We start from the raw sequence: 17,745 nt of genomic DNA on the forward strand, positions 1-17,745 counted from the left end.
CACCCGTTGATAAGTTCTGCCTTCATGCATGGCTTCAAGCATGGAATGATCCAACGCCCGACCCTCCTCTGGCCAAATCACTTGAAGAGGATCGCGCGTCACTCAAACTTTTTCGAGGTGGGACGCTCGCACCGCTTACGAGTATTCGACCGGCGATCGTCTCGCGATCATGATCGATGCTTTCAGGAGTCATTTGGCTGCGTCGGTGGATGGGGCCGCGACATGGATGGACGCGCTCGATGCTTTCGAAGGCATCGGACAGATTCCGCTCATGACCGTCCACAAGAGCAAGGGGCTTGAATACGACACCATCGTTTTCGTAGGCCTCGATGATCAGGCGTGGTGGGCGCATCGACCTGGAAATGCCGAGGGACTCGCTACATTCTTCGTCGCGCTGTCCCGTGCTAAGCAAAGGGCGATCTTTGCCTTCTGCCGCGAGCGCGGTCAGCGCCAGCGTGTGGCGGAACTCTTTCAACTTCTGACCGACGCCGGCGTGCGGGAGATCGCGACATGAGCAGGCTTGAAGATCTGGCCGAACGCCTTGCCTTAATCTTCCAATACCGTGCGACTGCCCATGGATCCGAAGCCGCTACACTAGACGCGCCGACTTCTGTTCCCGTAGCGATCGCGCCTCTGGACCTATGACAATTTCCGAAACAGGTTCTGACTCGAAGCGACTCGATTTGACTCGTTTTGTCTCGAAGTGACTCGATTGTCCGAGAAGTGCTCTTCAGTTTTCGGTCTGACGCGGCGATTTCCGCTCCTTGTAACGGGGGCGCATCGATTTTGAATGGGTGAAGCGGCTTCGATTCACGCGCCCGCATGGGGCGCGATGTGTAAGACACGAGAAGGCGTAGTCCCTTGAAAATCTCCCTCGCCATGACCTCCTCGCAGCGGGAAGACCTGCGCGCCCAATAATGGTGAGCCTTGCCCCAGAACGGTATGGACGAGCAGGCTGCGATCCAGGCGTCCGTTTCGGGCCTCGCAGGAGGTTTCCGGCACCAGCAAACACGCGTGGCATGCCGCGCCTTGTAGCGGGTAGTCCTCGTTTCCACGGGCCTGTTCCGCGCAGACGGGGTCGTTGGAGCACAGCGAAAGGCGGCTTGCCGCTCTAGCGAGGAGCGCACCGATGTCGTGTGCACGTTCGCTCAAGCCACCTAAAGTGCCCTGGCCACCCGCAGCCGACGTATAGATGAGAATGCCGAAGCGATCGGGTTGGGCTGCGCCGCTGGAATAGACTCTCTCCTTGAGAGAGGAGAGCGGGTAGCCGCATTCGAGCGCCAGTTCTGCCATGAGCGAATGTGAAAGGGAGTGAAGCGCCCAATAGGCCACGCCGAGGTGCTTTGGCGGCCGACCGAAGCGTCGAGCGTCTTGGTCCTCGCGGTGGCGGAGCTGATCCGAGATGTCTCTCGTCTCGGGTCTTTCCCGCCATTCATTGACGAACGGGGCGGATATATGGAGGAAAATCCCTTCGCCGAATTGCTCGACGGCTGGGAGCCATTCGACGTTTCTCGCGAGATCAGCGCAATCGACGTTGAGCTGAATTTCTTCGAGCTCGCATTCGCCGGCAGTCGGCGGCGGGTCGAGCCGCGTGAAACCATAGAGGCAGATCACCTCGCGCAGCCGATGCACCTTGACGACATTCTGAAGGAACGCGTCCCAAGGGGCTGTGAGGCTGAGGCTGTCGCGCGGAAGCGTCTCGGCATAGAGGTGCGAGCCGGCCTCCGGTCGACCGAGCACGGGAGCGCCGGAGGCGAGAAGATCGAATTCGGGGATCTTGGGATTGTCGACGTGTCCCGCCTCGACGGCGTCTCCAGCTTCGAGGGCGCTCATGATCTCGGCGTCGGAAAAGTCTTTGAACGCCTCCTTCGTCTGCGGGATCGTCCGCAAGACCTGCAAGAAATTCGGCAGAACCCGAATGCCGTCGATCGTCGACCGATGTTCGGCGATCGTCTGCCGCACGCGGTCGTCGGATTTAATCAGCGAGATCAGGTTCACGGTCTGCGCAAAATAAGTATTGGTCGCGGATCGTGGCAGTAGATGCAGGCTTTCTACACACGTTTCTTCGGCGATACGGCGCGGCGTCAGCCAGGGGCTCTGGCAGGTGCAGCCGCCGAGAAACTTAGGCTTATAGAGATCGGCCAGCGTCACCGATGCGCCGCAGGTGCATCGCACCGAAATATCGGAGGGATCGGAGCTGACGCCGCGTTCGACCCAGAACATCGGCTTGCGGCAACTGTGGTCGCCGTTTCGATGCGCCAGCCTGCGCCAGTCGATATCCTGGAGATGCCCCCTCGCGCAGGCCCCGACGAAGCGGATCGGGTTCACCTGGGATTTCTGGGAGTCGCCCCTGTAGCTCAGCTTACCAAGGCTGTTCACGGTCAGGTCTGCGAACTCGACGATTCGCCTGCGCTTCTCCGTCGTCGGCGCTTTGCCGTCCGCCTCGTCGCCATCGGCGTCGTCGACGACGAACCATGTCGGAAACAGCCGGACTTCGACGCCCGGCGCGTTGCCGTCGCGTCGATCCTCGTCGAACACCGGAGGCTGGCGCAATCCTTGGAAGGTCGAGCTCAGCTTGCCGCCGAGCTGTTGGCGCAGGAGCGCGACGAGACGCTCCTCTTCGATCGGACGCCAACTCGGCCCGAAACGCCAATCCTGTAGGCCTCCCACCACGACTGCATGCTCGGGAAGGTCGAGCATGGCGCCGGGACCATAGGTCAGCAGGAGCTGGCTGAACGTCTGCGTAACATCTGTCATTTTGCGTTCGCGGTCATAAAGGGAGAGCCGTCCGGCGATCTCAGCTTCATTAGGGAAACAGGCTCGGTGTCGCGCATGGAGCGCGCGGCGACGAACCATTCGCGCTCGGGCTCCATGTTAGGTTGCCGCTCGAACGGAGCCTGAAGGAGACGGCGGACCGCTTCCTCATTCGCATAGGCGAAATCGCCGCCGTTCGCGGTCAGCCGATCGGCAAAGCGCGCCCATGCGTCGCGGAGCTCGTCGAGGCGCGCGAGGCATATTTGCAGCGCGTTCTCATCTTGCCCAGCCGTTCGCATTTTTCCTTCGAGCGCATCGCGAACGCGTTGATAGGCGCCGGCGTTGGCGGCGATGCGCGCGGCCGCTTCATTGGGGGTGAGATCGGGCTCGACATGCCGCGCGGCCGCGACGAGCATCGCGGCCAAAGCGCGATCGAGCGCGCGCGGCGCGAAGGGCGTGACGCTCGTCGCCTCCACGGCGCGATAAAAGCTCATATGGAAGGAGCGGAACTGCTCATAATGCGTTCGGTCGCGCGGCTTGTGGATGTTCAGCAGCGTGACGACGAGGCCCGGCTTGAAAAATTCGCGCCCGACGCGCGAGGTGGCCTGAATATACTCCGCCGCGGTCTTCGGCTGCCCCTGGACGACCATCAGACCGAGCCGGCCGATATCGAGACCGACCGAGATCATATTGGTCGCGAGCGCCACATCCACGGCGTTCTTGTCGCGCGCCGGATAGCCGAGGCGCTTGCGGGCTTCGGACACTTGGTCCGTGCTGTAGCGGGAGGTGAGCTCCTGGATTTCTCGCAGCGTGCGGTCGGCGAAAGGCGCGCCGACCGGCTCGCGGCGGATGCGGCTGCGGCCGTAGGAGGTAAGATGCGCGCGCACCTCGTCGTCGACGATGCGGCGCGCGCCGCCGAGCTCCCGCAGGGCGTTGAAATAGCACAGCGCCGTTAGATAGGGGTCGGCCGGATCGTCGACGCCGCCCGAAGACAGAGCCGCGGCGCCTGCGAGCAAAGTCTGCAAGCTGCGCAGGAAGACGAGCTTCGGGCCACGCCCCGGCGAGGCGACGCCGAGATAGAGGCGCGACGGCGTTTCCCGATCCGCTTTCGCGAAGAAGGAATCGCCGCGCTGGACGCCCGGCGGCGGAAAGATCGCCGTTCGGTCGCGGCCGAAGAGATTGCGGATTTGCGCCTCGGCGCGCCGGACCGTCGCGGTCGATGCGACGATCTTCGGCCCGCGCCTTTCGCCATTGATCTGCCGCGAGGCAAGCAGATCGAACGCCGTCTCATAGAGCCCGGCGATGGTGCCGAGCGGCCCGGAGATGAGATGCAGCTCGTCTTGAATGATGAGGTCGATCGGACGCAATTCGCAGCCGATCGGCCGACCGCCACGGGGCTCGTCGGCGCCGTAGAAGCCGAGCTCGTCGCGCCGTTCGACATGGCCGAAGAACGCGCCGGAGCGGCCCTCCCAGGGCACATTGGCGAATTTGTCGACCGTCGCGATCATGAAGGCCGGCAGGCGGCGGTAGATTTCCTCGTCGACGACGACGACCGGCAAGCGCGTATCGGAAAATGCGCAATCCTCACCATGGCAATAGATGTCGAGCCGTTGCGGCGTCGAGGCGTTGGGATGGAGCCGAAAACTGTCCCTGTTGAAATCCGTTCCGCACCAGGGGCAAGATTTCAGCGGGGCCGGCGCCGGGCCGCGCCCTTTGCGATGCTCGTCGAGCCAAAAGACCGCCGTGCCGGGCTTTCGGTTCCTGGCCGCGCCGAGACGATTCGGCGTCGCGGCGGAGCCGACCCATAGGCCGATCTCGATCTCCCAATCGCCGAGCCGCTTGCGCTCTTTGCGCTCCAACTCCAGCGCGCAGACGAGACCGGCGGCGCGCTGGAGCTGATCGAGCGTCAGCAGCCGCAGCGTATAGCGCATGACCACCGACAGTCCGGCTCCGTCGTAGCCAGGATTGGCGAGCCGGCGGCGGGCGATGGCGAAGGCGGCGAGGCCGAGATAGGCCTCGGTCTTGCCGCCGCCCGTCGGAAAGAACAGAAGATCGACGATCGCGCGATCCTCATGGGTCGGATCGACCAGCCCGTCGAGATTGAGCAGGATGAAGGCGAGCTGGAACAGCCGCCAGCTCGGCTCCTTCGGCGGCTTGCCTTCGGCGATGGCGCGGCGCCGATTGGAGAGCGCCATGGCGCGATTCATGACGCCGAACGCCTCGCGGCTCATCGCGTCTTTTTTCAGCAAGGCGATGCCGGCCTCGATGCGCCGGCGCGCGGTCTCTATTCCAGCGAGGCAGGTCTGCGCTGTCTCGCGCCGCCGCACGCCGTCGAGTGGGCCGACGAGCGTCGATTGGCTCTTCGCCCAGAGCGCATATTCGACCGGCAGAGCGGCGAGCGCGGCGTCGACGGCCGCGACATCTTCGGCGGCCTCGGCCAATCTCTCCATGCTGCGCTCGACGCCTGCGAGGGGGATGTCCGACCCGAGCTTCTCCACCTCCTGCGCGGGCAGCGGATTGGTGAAGACGGTCGTGACGCGCCCCTCGACGGCTGGCGCCCAATCGCCCGAGCTATTATGGCCGACTGCGTAGGAATAGACGTCGCAATAATGGAGATCGGCGAGCCGCTCGTCGAAATCTCGCGCATCATAGGAGGCGCGGTCGTCGCGTGGGGCGAAGCCGCCGGGGAAATCGAGCTGCAATCGCGCCTGGAAGCAGAAGGCGACATCGCCGAAACGGCTCAGCGTTCGCGCGCGCTTGTTGACGAGGAAGACCGAGACGGCCAGCAGCTCGCGCCTCACCCCGTCTATGCCGGCCGTCGCCGTCTCGCGGACGGAGACGACGAGCTCGAGGCCGCCGCCCGGCGCCATGGGCGCGGCGCTGTCCGGCACGATCAAAGGCGGCTCGATATTGCCGGCGCGGATCGGCAGCGTCAGCCGCTCCTCGCGGGGGATGCGCCGCCAATCGACCTCATTGGCGGCGGGAAATTTCGGCTTCTCGCCCTTCGCCTCGGCGCTTTCCCGCGCGGCGGGGAGGAAGACGGCGTCGTCGAGCCGCGGCTCGGTCACATAGTCGCCCCAGGTCACGCGGACCTGCAATTCTTTCGCGTCGCGCGGCAGCAGCACAGTGAGGCCGAGCGACGAGGCCGCAAAGGAGCGCACCGGCGGCCGCTCGGAGCCCGCGCCGTCCTCGGAGCCGGCGCCTCCGGGCGCGCCGATCTCCATGCCCTCGCTGCCGCGCTGCGCCTCGAGCCGCAATTCGGCGCTCTCTTCCTCCGCGACCTCCGTTTCTGGGGCTCTCGCCGTGGGGGCGTCGCGGCGCGGGCCGAGATAGCCGGTGAGATACCAGGTCGAGGGATTGACGCCGGAGAGGATTTCGCGCGCGAGATCGGGGTCGAGATCGGGATGCGGGCCGACGAGATCGCGGCGCAGAAGCTCGATGAGGCGATCACGCGCCTCGACCGGAGAGCGCGGCTTCGGCAGGTCGGAAAGACGATCCTTCGGCGCGATTTCGGAGGCGGCGGGAGAGGGGAAAGCGATTTCGTTCATTTCATAAATCCGAACCTGCCGGAACTGTATCACCCGGCCATGGGCGCGCAAATGACTCGCTTTTCGACGAAATCACGACAGATCGAGAGCATCCTGCGCTTCGTCCGCCTCCTCGGCGGAGCGGCGCGCGGCGCGCTCGGGCGCGAGGCCGGCGGCGACCTCCTCGGCGTGGCGCTCGGCGTTCAGCGCCAGCAGGCGGGCGAGCACGCGGTCGCGCTGCTCGGCCGGCCAGAAATAGCGGTTCTGATAGGTGTGGTCGTCCTCGGTCTCCTCGGTCAGGAACTGCGGGCGCAGCTCCTCGGCGAGATCGTCCCAGCCATAGGCGCGCAGCACGGCGCGATCCATCTCGTCATGCAGCTCGCGCAGGCGGCGGATCGGCTCGCCGCGCTCGTCCGATTTGTGGAAGCGATTGTAGGTCTTGGTCATCCCCTCATTGGCCGCGATCATCAGCGCAGCGCGATGGTCGTGATAGGCTCGGCCCGCAGCCTCTATCCAAGCGCGGGCCTCATAACTGGATGGGAAAGGGAAAGTTTCGAAACAGTCATCTTTTACATAGGTGAGGCGGTCCTCAAGCGTTGTACCTACAAACCTGGCCCAAACTTCGTGTGCCCGTGATTGTAGAACAGCAAATAGTCCAAACGATTCTATCGCCAAGACGTTCAAGTTCTGTGAGTAAATAAAACCGGTCGGCAAAAATGCGAACGCATGATGTGGCGTGGCCTTGCTTGACACGACGATCACATGCTCAAGTCCAGCAATTTTTGTATACAGCCCAGGACGCTTTTCTGCATATTGCCACCATCTTTCTCGTAAAGCGTCTCTTGTTTGCAGATCTCGAATTGGTTTTACCCTTCGAAGAATAATCTCGATAAGATCTGGCCAGTCCTCGGCGACGCTATAAGGATAATCATTCGGAACTACCCCTTCACGCAGACACTTTGTTTTTTCAGCATCATTCGAAGAAAACCAAGACAGTAAGCCGGGATCTTTCCTCAATGGACGATCAAAGAAGTCAATTGCGTAACGATGGTGGGCATGTGTAGGCGAAGTTGTAACCTCCTCGCCGCCGATCAGGGGCATGATACATGTGCGGTTATGTTGATCTCCGGCTATCAGACGCTCCATTTCACCAATCGATTCCGTCTCACCCTTGGCTGCCGCTGTATTGTCGAAGGTGAAACCCTTTCCGAGCAAAATTGAGCCTTGAAAAGCTTTACCCGAATTAGCGGATAAGCGTGCCGGAGCATCGTCGAGATCACCAACAACGAGATAGGCTGAAATACGAGCAACCACTCGACCATTCAGAATGGGCGCCCGCGCTTCTTCTCCCTTATGCACGTGGACAATGGATACGACGACGGCCGCGCCTTCGTTGGGCCATTGGTAGCGCTTTATCGCGCGGTAGATCGCGCCGCCCGCGCGCAGGATCGCCGCGAGGCCGGTGTCGCGCGTGTCGCCCTGTCCGATGGTATTGGTCGCGATCAATCCGAAGGCGCCGCCCTCGCGCAGCAGGCCAAAAGCGCGACGAAAGAAATGCGCGACGAGATCGGCGTTGCCATGCGCGCCTTCGTGCAGCGTTTGCAGCCAGGGGAGATAGCGCGGGCCGGAAGCGGCGGAGATCGTGTTCTTGCCCGCGAAAGGCGGATTGCCGACGATGGCGTCGAAGCCCGGATTCTCGCGCGCGAATACTTCAGGGAACTCGATCTCCCAATGAAACGGGCGCCAGCCCTCCTCGGCGCGAAGGGCCTCGCCTTTCCGGTGAAGCCGATCCCAATCGGGCGTGAGCGATCCCGCGATCCAGCTTTCGACCTTTTGCCGCTCGGCCTCCCGCCCGCGCGGCTTGTCGGCGGAAAAGAACGCCGCGATCACCGCATCGCCGACGATGCGCGCCGGCTCGCTCGCATCCAGAACGCGCGAATAGCGCGCCGCCTGCGCCTCGATGCGCACATCGTCGCCGGCGTTGCGGATTGCCTCGCGCCCTTCCAGGGCACCCTCCACCGCCTTTTTGATCGCGTCGCGAAATAGCGGCAGGCCGGGCTTGGAAGCGTCCCAATGCGCCGCCGCGATCTCGTCGTGCGTGAGGCCGACAAGGCTGTCGCCGGATTTCAGCGCATGGTCGAGAAAGGTGAATTCATGATCGCGCGCCAACGTCGCCAGCCAGAGGGACAGGCGCGCGAGATCGACGGCCATCGGATTGCGGTCGACGCCATAGAGGCATTTCTGCGCGACGAGCCGGCGCGCATGCAGCGCCTCGTCCTCGTCCGGCGGCACGATGGGCTTTTCGGCGCCGTACATGTTCCAGGCCTGCTCGAGCCTTTGTCCGAGCTGGCGGCAGGCCTCGACCAGAAAGGCGCCGGAGCCGCAGGCCGGATCGAGAATTTTCAGGCTCAGCACCGCCTCGGGCGAGGCCCGCTCGCCGATCCGCTCGAAAGCCGGCTCCAGCGCATGGCGCACGATCGGCTCGGTGAGCGAGCGCGGCGTGTAATGCGAGCCGGAGCGGCGACGCTCCTCGGTCGGCTGGAGAAAGGGCGCGCCGGGTCCGATGGGCGTCGCCTTGGGCGAGGCGCGCTCGTCGACGAGAGTTCCGAAGGCTTCGACGAGGGCGGCGACGTCGCCGGCCTCCTTCACCGCCTTGGCCTGTTTCGCCGAGAGCTTGATCGATTTCTCCTTGAGCCATTTCTGCCGGTCGGCCGGCTTTTGCGCCAGCAGCGTGTCGAGGCCGATGAAGGTCGGGAGCTTTTTTTCGTCCTTCAACGCGATCATGCGCTCGCGCGCGCGATCGGTCGTGAAGCCCATGACGGTCTCATAGACCGAGCCGATCGATTCCACATCGAGCGAGCGATAGGACAGGCGCTCTCGGATTTTCTCGTTCGAGAGGCTGCGGCCCTCGATCGTCATCAGCCCATGCAGAATGCGCAGGATGCAGCCGTCGGAGACCGGGAGGACGGTCGCGTCTTCGCGGCCCTGGCCTTTCTCGCGGCCCTCGAGGAAGGGGAAGCCCTCTGGATCGAAGAGCTTGCCGCCGCGGCCGGTGACCCAGCCGGGATAGCCCGCGTGAATGAGGCGGAACACGGCGAGGAGCTGGCCCCAGCCGCCGCGCCGATCGTCCATCGTATCGGGATTGAGCGCCTCGTCGGTGAGGAGGCGCATGTAGAGGGTCTTGATCGAATAGCCCTTTTCCCAGAGCTGGCGGAGCGACGGATCGGGGGAGGAGGGGAGAAGATCGCGGTCCTCGGCATAGAGGAGGAACACCAGCCGCATGAGGCAGGTGAGCAGGCCTTCGTAAAGATGCTGCGGGTTGCTCTCCGCGAGCGCCTCGATGCGCTCCGGCGCCGCCCGGTGCAGGCCGCGCAGCAGCTCGTGCAGCGCGCCGAGCACCTGTCCCGAGAGCTTTTCGGAAACTTCGTTCTGCGCGGCGCGCGAGGCCTCCAGCAGCGCCCGCAGGCGCGTCTCCGGCGCGCCGGAGAAAAAGGCGCTGCGGCCGAGACAGAGCTTGAGGCCGGCGAGCATGGGGCGGCCCTCGACCCGGCCGAGCGGCGCGAGCGGCCAGGAGAGCCAGCCGGCCGTCTCGCCGCGCGGCGCATAGACGAGCCGCAGCGTGTTGCGCGCGACGAGCAGGCCGACGCCGACATTGGTTTCGCGCAGCAGGCGCTCCAGCCGCTGATGCGGGCTCGCCTCCCACTCGCTCGACGGGAACTGGTTGCGGTCGTCCGCCTCGAGCGAGGGATGCAGCATCACAAGCGCCTGGGCGGGAACGCCCTCCGGCGCGTCGCCCTTCCATAGGACGACCATGTCCGGCGCGAGCAGCGTCTCATGCTCGGGAACGGTGACGGTGAGCTCCGGCGGGATCGGCGGCCCGCCGGGGGCGCCGGCGACGAGCTTCGCCGACCACTCCAGCACGGTCTCGAAGAAGCGCCAAGCGTCGTCCAGCTCGAACAGCCGATCGTCCTCACGCCGCGCATCGGTCGGAAGGCCGAGCGCTCGCGCGGCGTCTTCCGTGTCGAGCGGCGTCTGGCGGATGGGGTTGAGGCCCCTCTCGCGCAGAATATTGGGACCGACGACGAGCCCCTCCGGCTGGAGATAATTCAGCCATTCGACGGTTTCGTCCGGGCGCGCCTGATAGGTCATGGTCTCGTTCAGTTGGTCGCGGGCCAAAGGTATATGAGGGCGATCGGCTCGAGTCGACGCGCCTGCACCTCATAGCCCTGGCGCACTTTCTCGGGCTCCGTCGCCAGCTCGTCCTGGAGCCGGACGAGCTTGCCGTCCCAGGAGCGGCGGTCTGCCTCGAACTGCCGCATCTCCCTTTCGATCTGCTTCTTCATCTCTTCCGCCGAGGGACCGAAGAGATCGCCCTGCGCAGGCGGCGGCGGGGGCGCTTTTTCGCGAATGGCGTCGCGCACCTTGTCGATCTGCCGTTGCAGCAGAGCGGAGAGCGCCTCGGCCTCGCGACGGCCGTTCTCGGCGAGTTCTCGGGCCGCCTCGGCCTCCGACGCCGCGGCGCGGGTCTCGAGATGCGGGCGCAGGTCGGCGATGTCGCGCTCCACGCTCTGTTGCAGGCGATGGATGACGCCCTCCGTAGGGGAGCGGCCGTCGCGCAAGCCCTCGGCGAGATGTTTGATCGTCGCGCCTTCGCCGGCTTCACCGAAAGGCGCGAGCGGGCCTTTTTCGCGTCCCGTGTCACGCCAGGCGGCGGTGATCGGGATCATCTCCTCATGCAGCCGCCGCGCGCCAGGGCCAAAGAGCGAGAGTCGGCCGACCAGCACCACGCGCGGCGCAGCGTTGTCGCCGACGATCGCCGTCACCCGGCCGACGGAGGCGCGGAAGCCCTGGCTGATGAAGCGCGAGATGAGCCGCTTCACGAGGCGATGCTCGAGGTGAAGCTGCACCACGTCCTGTGGCTCCGGCTCCCCTTCGGGGATGCGGGGCGGCTCGAAGACGAGGCTGCGCACGGGCGTCTGACGCCGCCATCGCGCACGTTCCTTCGGATTTGATGGTCGGCCGGGCCGGAGCTCGTCGAAGAGCGACGCCCAGCTCGCATCCTTCGAGAAGCTCGGCGCGTCCGGATCGAGCTTGACCGCCTCGGCGATGCTCGCCCGTCCCGGCTCGAAGACGGCGCCGACGTCCTCGAGAGCCACCTCGACGACGCGGCGAATGTCGGCGCCTTTGACGCCGACGCGCAGGGTCGCTCGATCGAGCGCGCGCTGGAGCCTGACCTCCTCGTCCTTCAGGCGCGCGATGCGACGCTCCGACTCGTCTCCCAATTCACGTTCGGCGATGTTCACGCGCTCGGACTGCGCGTCATCGAAGGACGCCGCCAAGCCGGCGGCGTCGCGCCGACGAATGCCTTCGCGGGTGAGCGTCTGCTCCATGCGCATTCGCAGCACCTCACCCGCGGCACCGAGCTGGCGTCGGATCACCTCGGTCTTGCGCACCAGGGCGTCCAGCACGCGGTCCTCCTCGCGCTGGTCGTAGATGAAATATCGGCAAGACACGACCTTGGACGGTTGCAGCTTGCGGTCGATGCGTCCGTTGCGCTGTTCGAGGCGTGAAGGATTCCAAGGCAGATCGACATGGATCAGGTCATGACAGCGCGCCTGGAGGTTCAAACCCTCCCGGGCGGCGTCGGTGCAGACGAGGATGCGCACGGGCTCCTGATCGAAGGGCGCGTTGAAGGCGATCTTGATGCGGTCCCGCTCCTCGAGGCTCGTCTGGCCGGTAAAGACAAGAATGCGTCCCCTGATGTCCACGCGGCCGTGGCTGCGTTGCAGCAGACCTTCCTCGAGCCGAGCGACGAGCCAACGGCGCGTGTCGTCCCATTCGGTGAAAAGAATCAGCCGTCGGTCGCGCCAAGCGTGAGAGGCGTCCAGCATCTCGGCCTGCATCCAGTCGAGGATCGCGCCGATGCGGGCGTCCGGCGCGTCGCGCTCCGCATTGCTGATCGCGAGCATCCGATCGACGTGGGCGATCGCGGCGTCGAGATCCTTCAGCTCCCCTTTGGCCTGAGCCGTCGCCTCCTCGATCAAGTCATTGTCGCTCGACAATTCCGGGGGCAGCTCATAGTCATTCTCCTGTTGCGCCTCTCGTTTCCGGAGCAGCGTCTTGCGGTGCGTGCGCAAGGAGCGATCGAACGCCGCGATAGAGGAAAACAGCCGCTGCTGAAGGTTAGAGAAGAGGAAACGGGCCTTCGCACCGCCGGCCGCCGCCTCGCGATATTCGTCGAGCATCGCGGCGAGACGCAATTCCGGGGCGTCTTTGGGAAGACCATCGATTCGAATGGGCTCGACGCGCCTCTCCGGCAACGGATGTCCAAGGCGACGTAAATCCTCCTTCAGGCGCCGGACCATCACCGGTTCCAATTCCTTCGCCTCGACGTTGATGCCGCGTGTAAACCGCTGCGGGTCGAGGATTTCGAGCAAGGTGGCGAAAGAGTTCGAGTGGCCGTTGTGCGGCGTCGCCGAAAGGAACAAGCGATGCTCGAAGAGACCGGCGATTTCTCGGACCGATCGCGTGAACTGGCTTTCCACGGCCCATGCAGCCCCCGATGCGGGCGCGGCGTGATGCGCCTCATCGAGGATGAGCAATGATCCGGGACGGAAACCCGACATGATGTCCCGGAGACCATTCGTATAGGCGTCGTCGGAGAGGACGCTGTGCGAGACGATGAATCTCGACCCGACGCTCCACGGATTGGCTGAAAAGCCTCTGGTGCGACGCGTTTCGAGAAGATGCTCACGATCGACGATCGTGAAGTCCAATCCGAATTTCTGCGCAAGCTCATCCTGCCATTGGAGCAGCATCGACGCTGGCGCCGCGACCACGATCAATTCGATGCGTCGCCGTAGCAAGAGTTCGCGAACGATGAGCCCGGCCTCCACCGTCTTGCCGAGCCCGACGTCATCCGCGATCAGCAAGTTCACACGCGGCAGCTCGAGCGCCTTCGCGAGCGGGAGGAGCTGGTAGGAGTCCAAACGGATCCCCGCGCGAAACGGCGCCTGAAAGAGCTTCCTGTCCGCAGCCGTAGCCGATCGCCATTCCGTCGCGCGAAGATATGCGCCGAGATGCTGGGGCCCCTCGAAACCTGATGAGAGCAACGAAGACCAATCGTTCAGATCGACGACTTGAGCTTGAAGCTCGGCCGCCGGCGCCAACTGAAGCGTCTCGCCTTGGGAGTCGTCCTCGCAGGACACGAGGTGCAGAGTTGAGACAGGTCCCGTGCGGTCATCATTCTCGACGAGCCACGACTTGCCGCGAGCGATGAGAAAGTCGCCAACCTTGGGAGCGGTCATGACAATATTCCATTCGTGAAAGTCATCGAGCCTGTCATGACGCCCCTTTAGGACCCGAGGAAGACGAACGCAATCTCAGCGCTCGACTCGTATCGCCGGCTTACGACGTCAGGCAAGCCCTCGGGAAATATCATAGCTTCCGAACTTTGATACCGATGCCGACCCCATCTTCGAACAAGAGTTCTGCCCCCCGCTCTTCGAGAGCATGCTGGATGTCGCGCAATGTTCGGTCATAGGGAACGGATGCTCCGCGTTCGAAATCGGCGATCGTTTTCACATTTACAGCGCACGTCTGCGCGAGCTCGCGCTGTGAGAGATTGAGCCAGCCGCGCGCGGCGCGGAGCTGGGCAGGCGTGAGTCGTGGAGGCGAATCATTTGTCATTGGTTAACTATAACTCCGGTGATTTGATGACGCATCGGATTTTTTATGGTCTTTAGAGCATGTCATCAGCCGAGAAGGAGAAATGACATGCCCATCAAGCCGCATCACCGCCCCCAGCGCCAAAATCCGGTTCAGTGTAGCGACGACCTCGTGCGCACGACACGCCAAGCCGTCACAAATGCGCTCGCCGCTCGCTTCCCTGTCGACCCACTGTTCGATCCGTCGCTCGCCAAATTGCTGTCGACGTGCGGATCGATAGTGAAGCGCCACGGCGGCCTCATCGAAGCTGCAATCGCCGAGGCGCTCGTCGAGAGCGGGGCGGAAGTCTGGAGGAATATACGAATCCCGTTCATGCGCAGCGCTCTCACAATCGTCTCTTCCCCCGACTTCGTGCTCGACCGAATTCGGCGCGTCACCTTCAGCCAAGACGATATCGGCGGCTATTTCGACGCCGATATCGTCGCCATCGATGCAAGTTGGGCCTGCGCGCTTCAGGTGCGCCGCGGAGGCGGAGAGACCGGGCCGGTGAAGCGCCGGCGCATGGAACGGGAAATTCAGGCAATCGATCTGAGCCTAGTCTCCTGGCTGCGGCAGCTCGGCTTCGACAACGTAGAGACCGGCGGCGCGGCCTTGGTCGACTGGCTCGGCCTATCCGGATTCTCCGCCGATATCACGCTTCATGGCGAGGCGCTGGACGAGGCGCTCGGAGCGCCGGCGACAGCTAAAATCGAAGCGATGAGCGCAACGCTTCGGCAGACGCTCGACGGCCAAATCGCGACGCTTTTGCGGCCAGTCGTTGCGGCGGTGGACGTAAACGGAAATCAGCACGCGAGGCGCGGGCGTCGAACTGTCCTCGATGCCGCGGGCCAGCCGATCGTCGCCCCGCGTTTGCAGCAGGAGCAGACCCCGGACAATCCGCGACAACCGGAACGCGATCGAGCCGCGCCGTTTCGCTTCCCCCGCCCCGAACGTGAGGATCGCGCCAAGCGCTTTCATTGAACCGGCGCTCTCTTTCCATGATCTGCGATCCAGTGTGGAGTAATGCGTAATGAGTAATCCAGTTTTTCTCGGCGATGATCCTCACGAAATCATGCGCGAAACGCGCATGCTGTCGGACGACATCGCCCGCCTTCTGGCGAACGGTGAACTGTCTGCCGTGGCGCGTGCGACCGCTCCGATCCTCGATCACTGGGCGATTGCAGCGCGAATGAGGTCGGCGCTCACAGGTACGAGCATCGCGCGCCGCATCGCTACGACCGAGGTGTTCCGCCCTCAATCCGCGCGGCGGGTACGGACGTCTTTCTGATCTAGCTCCCACGATTCCCGAATTTCGACGCGCTCGGTGCGAGTGCGATCAGGAGATCTATGCATGCAACCCTATCATGACATCGAATTTCATCGAGCGTCGTCTTCGCTCGTTTGGTGGAGAGATCTTCCGGCCAATGCCTTCACGAGCGCGCATGAGGCCGCGTTGACACAGGAGTTGGCGCACATCTTCGGCGCCGACTGGCGCGCCTCCCGTGACGATGCGGCGGTCGCGATCGCTCGCGCTATTCGCACGCTCCATGACAAGAGCGCTCCGGCCGACGCCGTCGACGCCGTGATGAGCGCCACGCTGCTCCACGTCCTTCATGGCGATTTAGCCGCGCGCGAAATCCTCATTTTCGGCCTGTGTCGCCAAAAATCGCTCGCCTGTGCCCTCATCGCGGATGGATGGGGCTCCGCGCCGGTGATCCGGACGCCTTGCGCATCGCCGTTGCCGCGCCGTCGTCGGTCTCGCATCGCGCAATGACAGCAAAGCGCGCGCAAGCGGCGCACTTTTGTCGTCGGTGCATCACCGCGACTTGGGCAGGCAATTTTTCTGGAGTGTAGTTTATGCGTGACACGCTTTTTCTGGGTCATGACCCAGTCGAAATCATTCGGAGAGCGAGGCTTCTTGCAGACGATGTGGAGCGCCTCCTCGCAGAGGGACGCCCGTCGGACAATGATCTCGGCGCCGCTCCGATCCTCGATCATTGGGGGGTCGTCGCGCGAGCGAGACCCGCGCTCGCGGGCCTGACGACCGGCCATCCCGTGCTCCGCGATCATAGGCCCATCATCACCTCGGACCTGATCGCGCTCGACGCCGACGCCGGCTGGGCGCGCACGGCGAGCCGCTTCTATCGCCTCGGTCGTCCCGGCGGCGCCGCGCGCGGGAGGGACCAATGAGCAAGCTCTCGCAAATAAAGGGAAACGACGACGACCTCTTCGACCGCCCCGACGATGACGACGACGCGGTCGGATCGGCCGGCGTCGCCGACGCTCTGGCCTTGGCCTGCCTGCGGGCGGCCCTGTCGGCCGATCTGCGCCGGCGGATCCGTTGCGGCGACACGATCGCCGTCGTCGTTCAAGCCCCTGGAGTCGACTGGTGCGACGCTCTGGCGCGCGCCGCCCGGAAGGATGCGGCGCAGACCGTCTCGCTCGCGCGGGACGGCTCCTCCCGCCGCGACCACGATCCTGCGCGCGGCAATGACGGCGTCGCCGGCGACCTCGCGCGCGGACGTTCTGTGATCGGCGTCTCGCAGGATCCGCAGCGGTTTCTGCCTTCGACGCTCATCGCCGTCGCCGATGCGCAGGTTCACGTCCGTGCTCCCGACGCCAAAGTCCTGCGGTCGCTGCTGCGCAAAAGCGCGAGCGGACGCATTCCCGACGCGCTCCCCGACGTCTCGACGCTCGGCTTTCATGAGATCGTCGCATGCTTCCGATCGGGCGCGGCGGCGCGCGACGTCGTCGACAGGCTCACCGCCGTCGCGAAGCGCACGGCCATCGCTCGAACGGGCGACGGCCCGTCCTTGCAGGATCTTCCCTGGGTTCCCGCCGGCGCGATGCGGTGGGGCCTGTCGCTCGCCACCGAGGTCGCCGCTCACCGCGCCGGCGCCGCGTGGCCCAAGGACAGCACGGCCTTGTTCCACGGGCCGCCCGGCACGGGGAAGACTCTCTTCGCGAGCGCCGTCGCGAAATCCTGCGGGCTGAATTTCATAGCCACAAGCCCCAGCGAGTGGTTCCGCAACACCACGGGCCTCAACGACGTCGTGACCGCCTTCATGCGCTCGTGGGACGCCGCGCGCGCGGCCCGCCCGGCGCTCTATTTCATCGACGAGATCGACGGGCTGCCCGACCGTTCGAAGCTGGACGCCGATCGGCTGAGCTGGTGGGCGCCGCTGCTCGACGCGGTGCTGCTCGCGCTTTCCGGCGGGGCCGACTCCGAGCGGGACGGCCTCGTCATCTGCGCGGCGACCAATCACCCCGATAAGCTCGACCCCGCATTGCTGCGACCGGGCAGAATCGGACGGTTGATCGAGATCGGGCCGCCCGACGCGACCGGCCTGGCCGCCGTGCTGCGTCACCACATCGGGACCGCGCTCGCCGGCGTCGATCTCGTTCCTGCGGCGAGCCTCGCGCCCGGCGCCACTCCCGCGCAGGCCGCGCAATGGGCCGACGACGCGCTGCGCCTCGCCCGCGACGCCGAGCGTCCGCCGACGCTCGACGATCTGCTGCGTGTGATCGCGCCGCCCGATCATCGCTCGCCCGCCGACCGGCGCGTCGCCGCCGTCCACGAGGCTGGGCATTGCATCGCCTATCGCGAGGTCGGGCTGACCATCGCCTCGACGTCGATCGTCGCGCGCGGCGACTCCGGCGGGGAGACCCGCGCCGCCGGGCGTCCCTCGATGTTCCCGACGCGCGCCGATCTCGACGCCGGCGTCGTGATCCTACTCGCGGGACGTTCCGCCGAGGA

General features: G+C 64.8%; 11 protein-coding genes. 5 read left to right on the forward strand and 6 right to left on the reverse strand.

The features are described from left to right. Positions 1-169 precede the first annotated feature (169 nt). Complete coding sequence (locus tag VIF40_RS18920) at positions 170-514, forward strand: 3'-5' exonuclease (protein WP_331939071.1); 345 nt, start codon at positions 170-172, stop codon at positions 512-514. A gap of 296 nt (positions 515-810) precedes the next feature. Here the strand turns inward: VIF40_RS18920 and VIF40_RS18925 are convergent, their stop codons facing one another. From VIF40_RS18925 to VIF40_RS18950, 6 genes are all read right to left on the reverse strand, one after another. Beyond that, the gene (locus VIF40_RS18925; RefSeq protein WP_331939072.1) at positions 811-2,856 is read right to left on the reverse strand and encodes a DUF1998 domain-containing protein; all 2,046 of its coding nucleotides are present in this window, start codon (positions 2,854-2,856) and stop codon (positions 811-813) included. Then, a complete protein-coding gene (gene drmA / locus VIF40_RS18930; RefSeq protein ID WP_331939073.1) occupies positions 2,754-6,302 on the reverse strand; it encodes a DISARM system helicase DrmA in 3,549 nt (1,182 codons plus the stop codon). Before drmA ends, VIF40_RS18925 begins: the two co-directional genes overlap by 103 nt. Positions 6,303-6,374: 72 nt before the next feature. Further along, entirely contained in the window at positions 6,375-10,430 is a 4,056-nt protein-coding gene (locus tag VIF40_RS18935) for an Eco57I restriction-modification methylase domain-containing protein (protein WP_331939074.1), read from the reverse strand. Positions 10,431-10,438: 8 nt separating this feature from the next. Next, positions 10,439-13,588, reverse strand: a complete 3,150-nt coding sequence (gene drmD / locus VIF40_RS18940; RefSeq protein ID WP_331939075.1) for a DISARM system SNF2-like helicase DrmD — start codon at positions 13,586-13,588, stop codon at positions 10,439-10,441. 130 nt (positions 13,589-13,718) lie between these two features. After that, on the reverse strand, positions 13,719-13,970 hold the full coding sequence (locus VIF40_RS18945; RefSeq protein WP_084768556.1) for a helix-turn-helix domain-containing protein: 252 nt from the start codon (positions 13,968-13,970) through the stop codon (positions 13,719-13,721). Between the two features lie 3 nt (positions 13,971-13,973). Then, positions 13,974-14,396, reverse strand: a complete 423-nt coding sequence (locus tag VIF40_RS18950) for a hypothetical protein (protein ID WP_331939076.1) — start codon at positions 14,394-14,396, stop codon at positions 13,974-13,976. Positions 14,397-14,495: 99 nt separating this feature from the next. Between VIF40_RS18950 and VIF40_RS18955 the strand changes: the two genes are divergently transcribed. From VIF40_RS18955 to VIF40_RS18970, 4 genes are all read left to right on the forward strand, one after another. Continuing rightward, complete coding sequence (locus VIF40_RS18955) at positions 14,496-14,969, forward strand: hypothetical protein (protein ID WP_331939077.1); 474 nt, start codon at positions 14,496-14,498, stop codon at positions 14,967-14,969. Between the two features lie 49 nt (positions 14,970-15,018). Continuing rightward, positions 15,019-15,276 carry a hypothetical protein gene (locus VIF40_RS18960; protein ID WP_331939078.1) on the forward strand — a complete coding sequence of 86 codons (258 nt, stop codon included), beginning with the start codon at positions 15,019-15,021 and terminating at the stop codon, positions 15,274-15,276. A gap of 641 nt (positions 15,277-15,917) precedes the next feature. Beyond that, positions 15,918-16,178 (forward strand): DUF6634 family protein, encoded by a 261-nt coding sequence (locus VIF40_RS18965; RefSeq protein WP_331939079.1) that lies wholly within the window; start codon positions 15,918-15,920, stop codon positions 16,176-16,178. After that, on the forward strand, positions 16,175-17,745 hold a 1,571-nt coding region (locus VIF40_RS18970), incomplete at its 3' end, for an AAA family ATPase (protein WP_331939080.1). The genes VIF40_RS18965 and VIF40_RS18970, both read left to right, overlap by 4 nt.

The sequence above is a fragment of the Methylosinus sp. genome (assembly GCF_036560965.1).
Taxonomy (GTDB): Bacteria; Pseudomonadota; Alphaproteobacteria; order Rhizobiales; family Beijerinckiaceae; genus Methylosinus.

Coding starts and splice junctions, on each gene's coding strand:
- VIF40_RS18945 (WP_084768556.1), bottom strand. CDS start 13,970: ATGACAAATGATTCGCCTCCACGACTCACGCCTGCCCAGCTCCGCGCC.
- drmA (WP_331939073.1), bottom strand. CDS start 6,302: ATGAACGAAATCGCTTTCCCCTCTCCCGCCGCCTCCGAAATCGCGCCG.
- drmD (WP_331939075.1), bottom strand. CDS start 13,588: ATGACCGCTCCCAAGGTTGGCGACTTTCTCATCGCTCGCGGCAAGTCG.
- VIF40_RS18920 (WP_331939071.1), top strand. CDS start 170: ATGATCGATGCTTTCAGGAGTCATTTGGCTGCGTCGGTGGATGGGGCC.
- VIF40_RS18925 (WP_331939072.1), bottom strand. CDS start 2,856: ATGGTTCGTCGCCGCGCGCTCCATGCGCGACACCGAGCCTGTTTCCCT.
- VIF40_RS18935 (WP_331939074.1), bottom strand. CDS start 10,430: ATGACCTATCAGGCGCGCCCGGACGAAACCGTCGAATGGCTGAATTAT.
- VIF40_RS18960 (WP_331939078.1), top strand. CDS start 15,019: ATGAGTAATCCAGTTTTTCTCGGCGATGATCCTCACGAAATCATGCGC.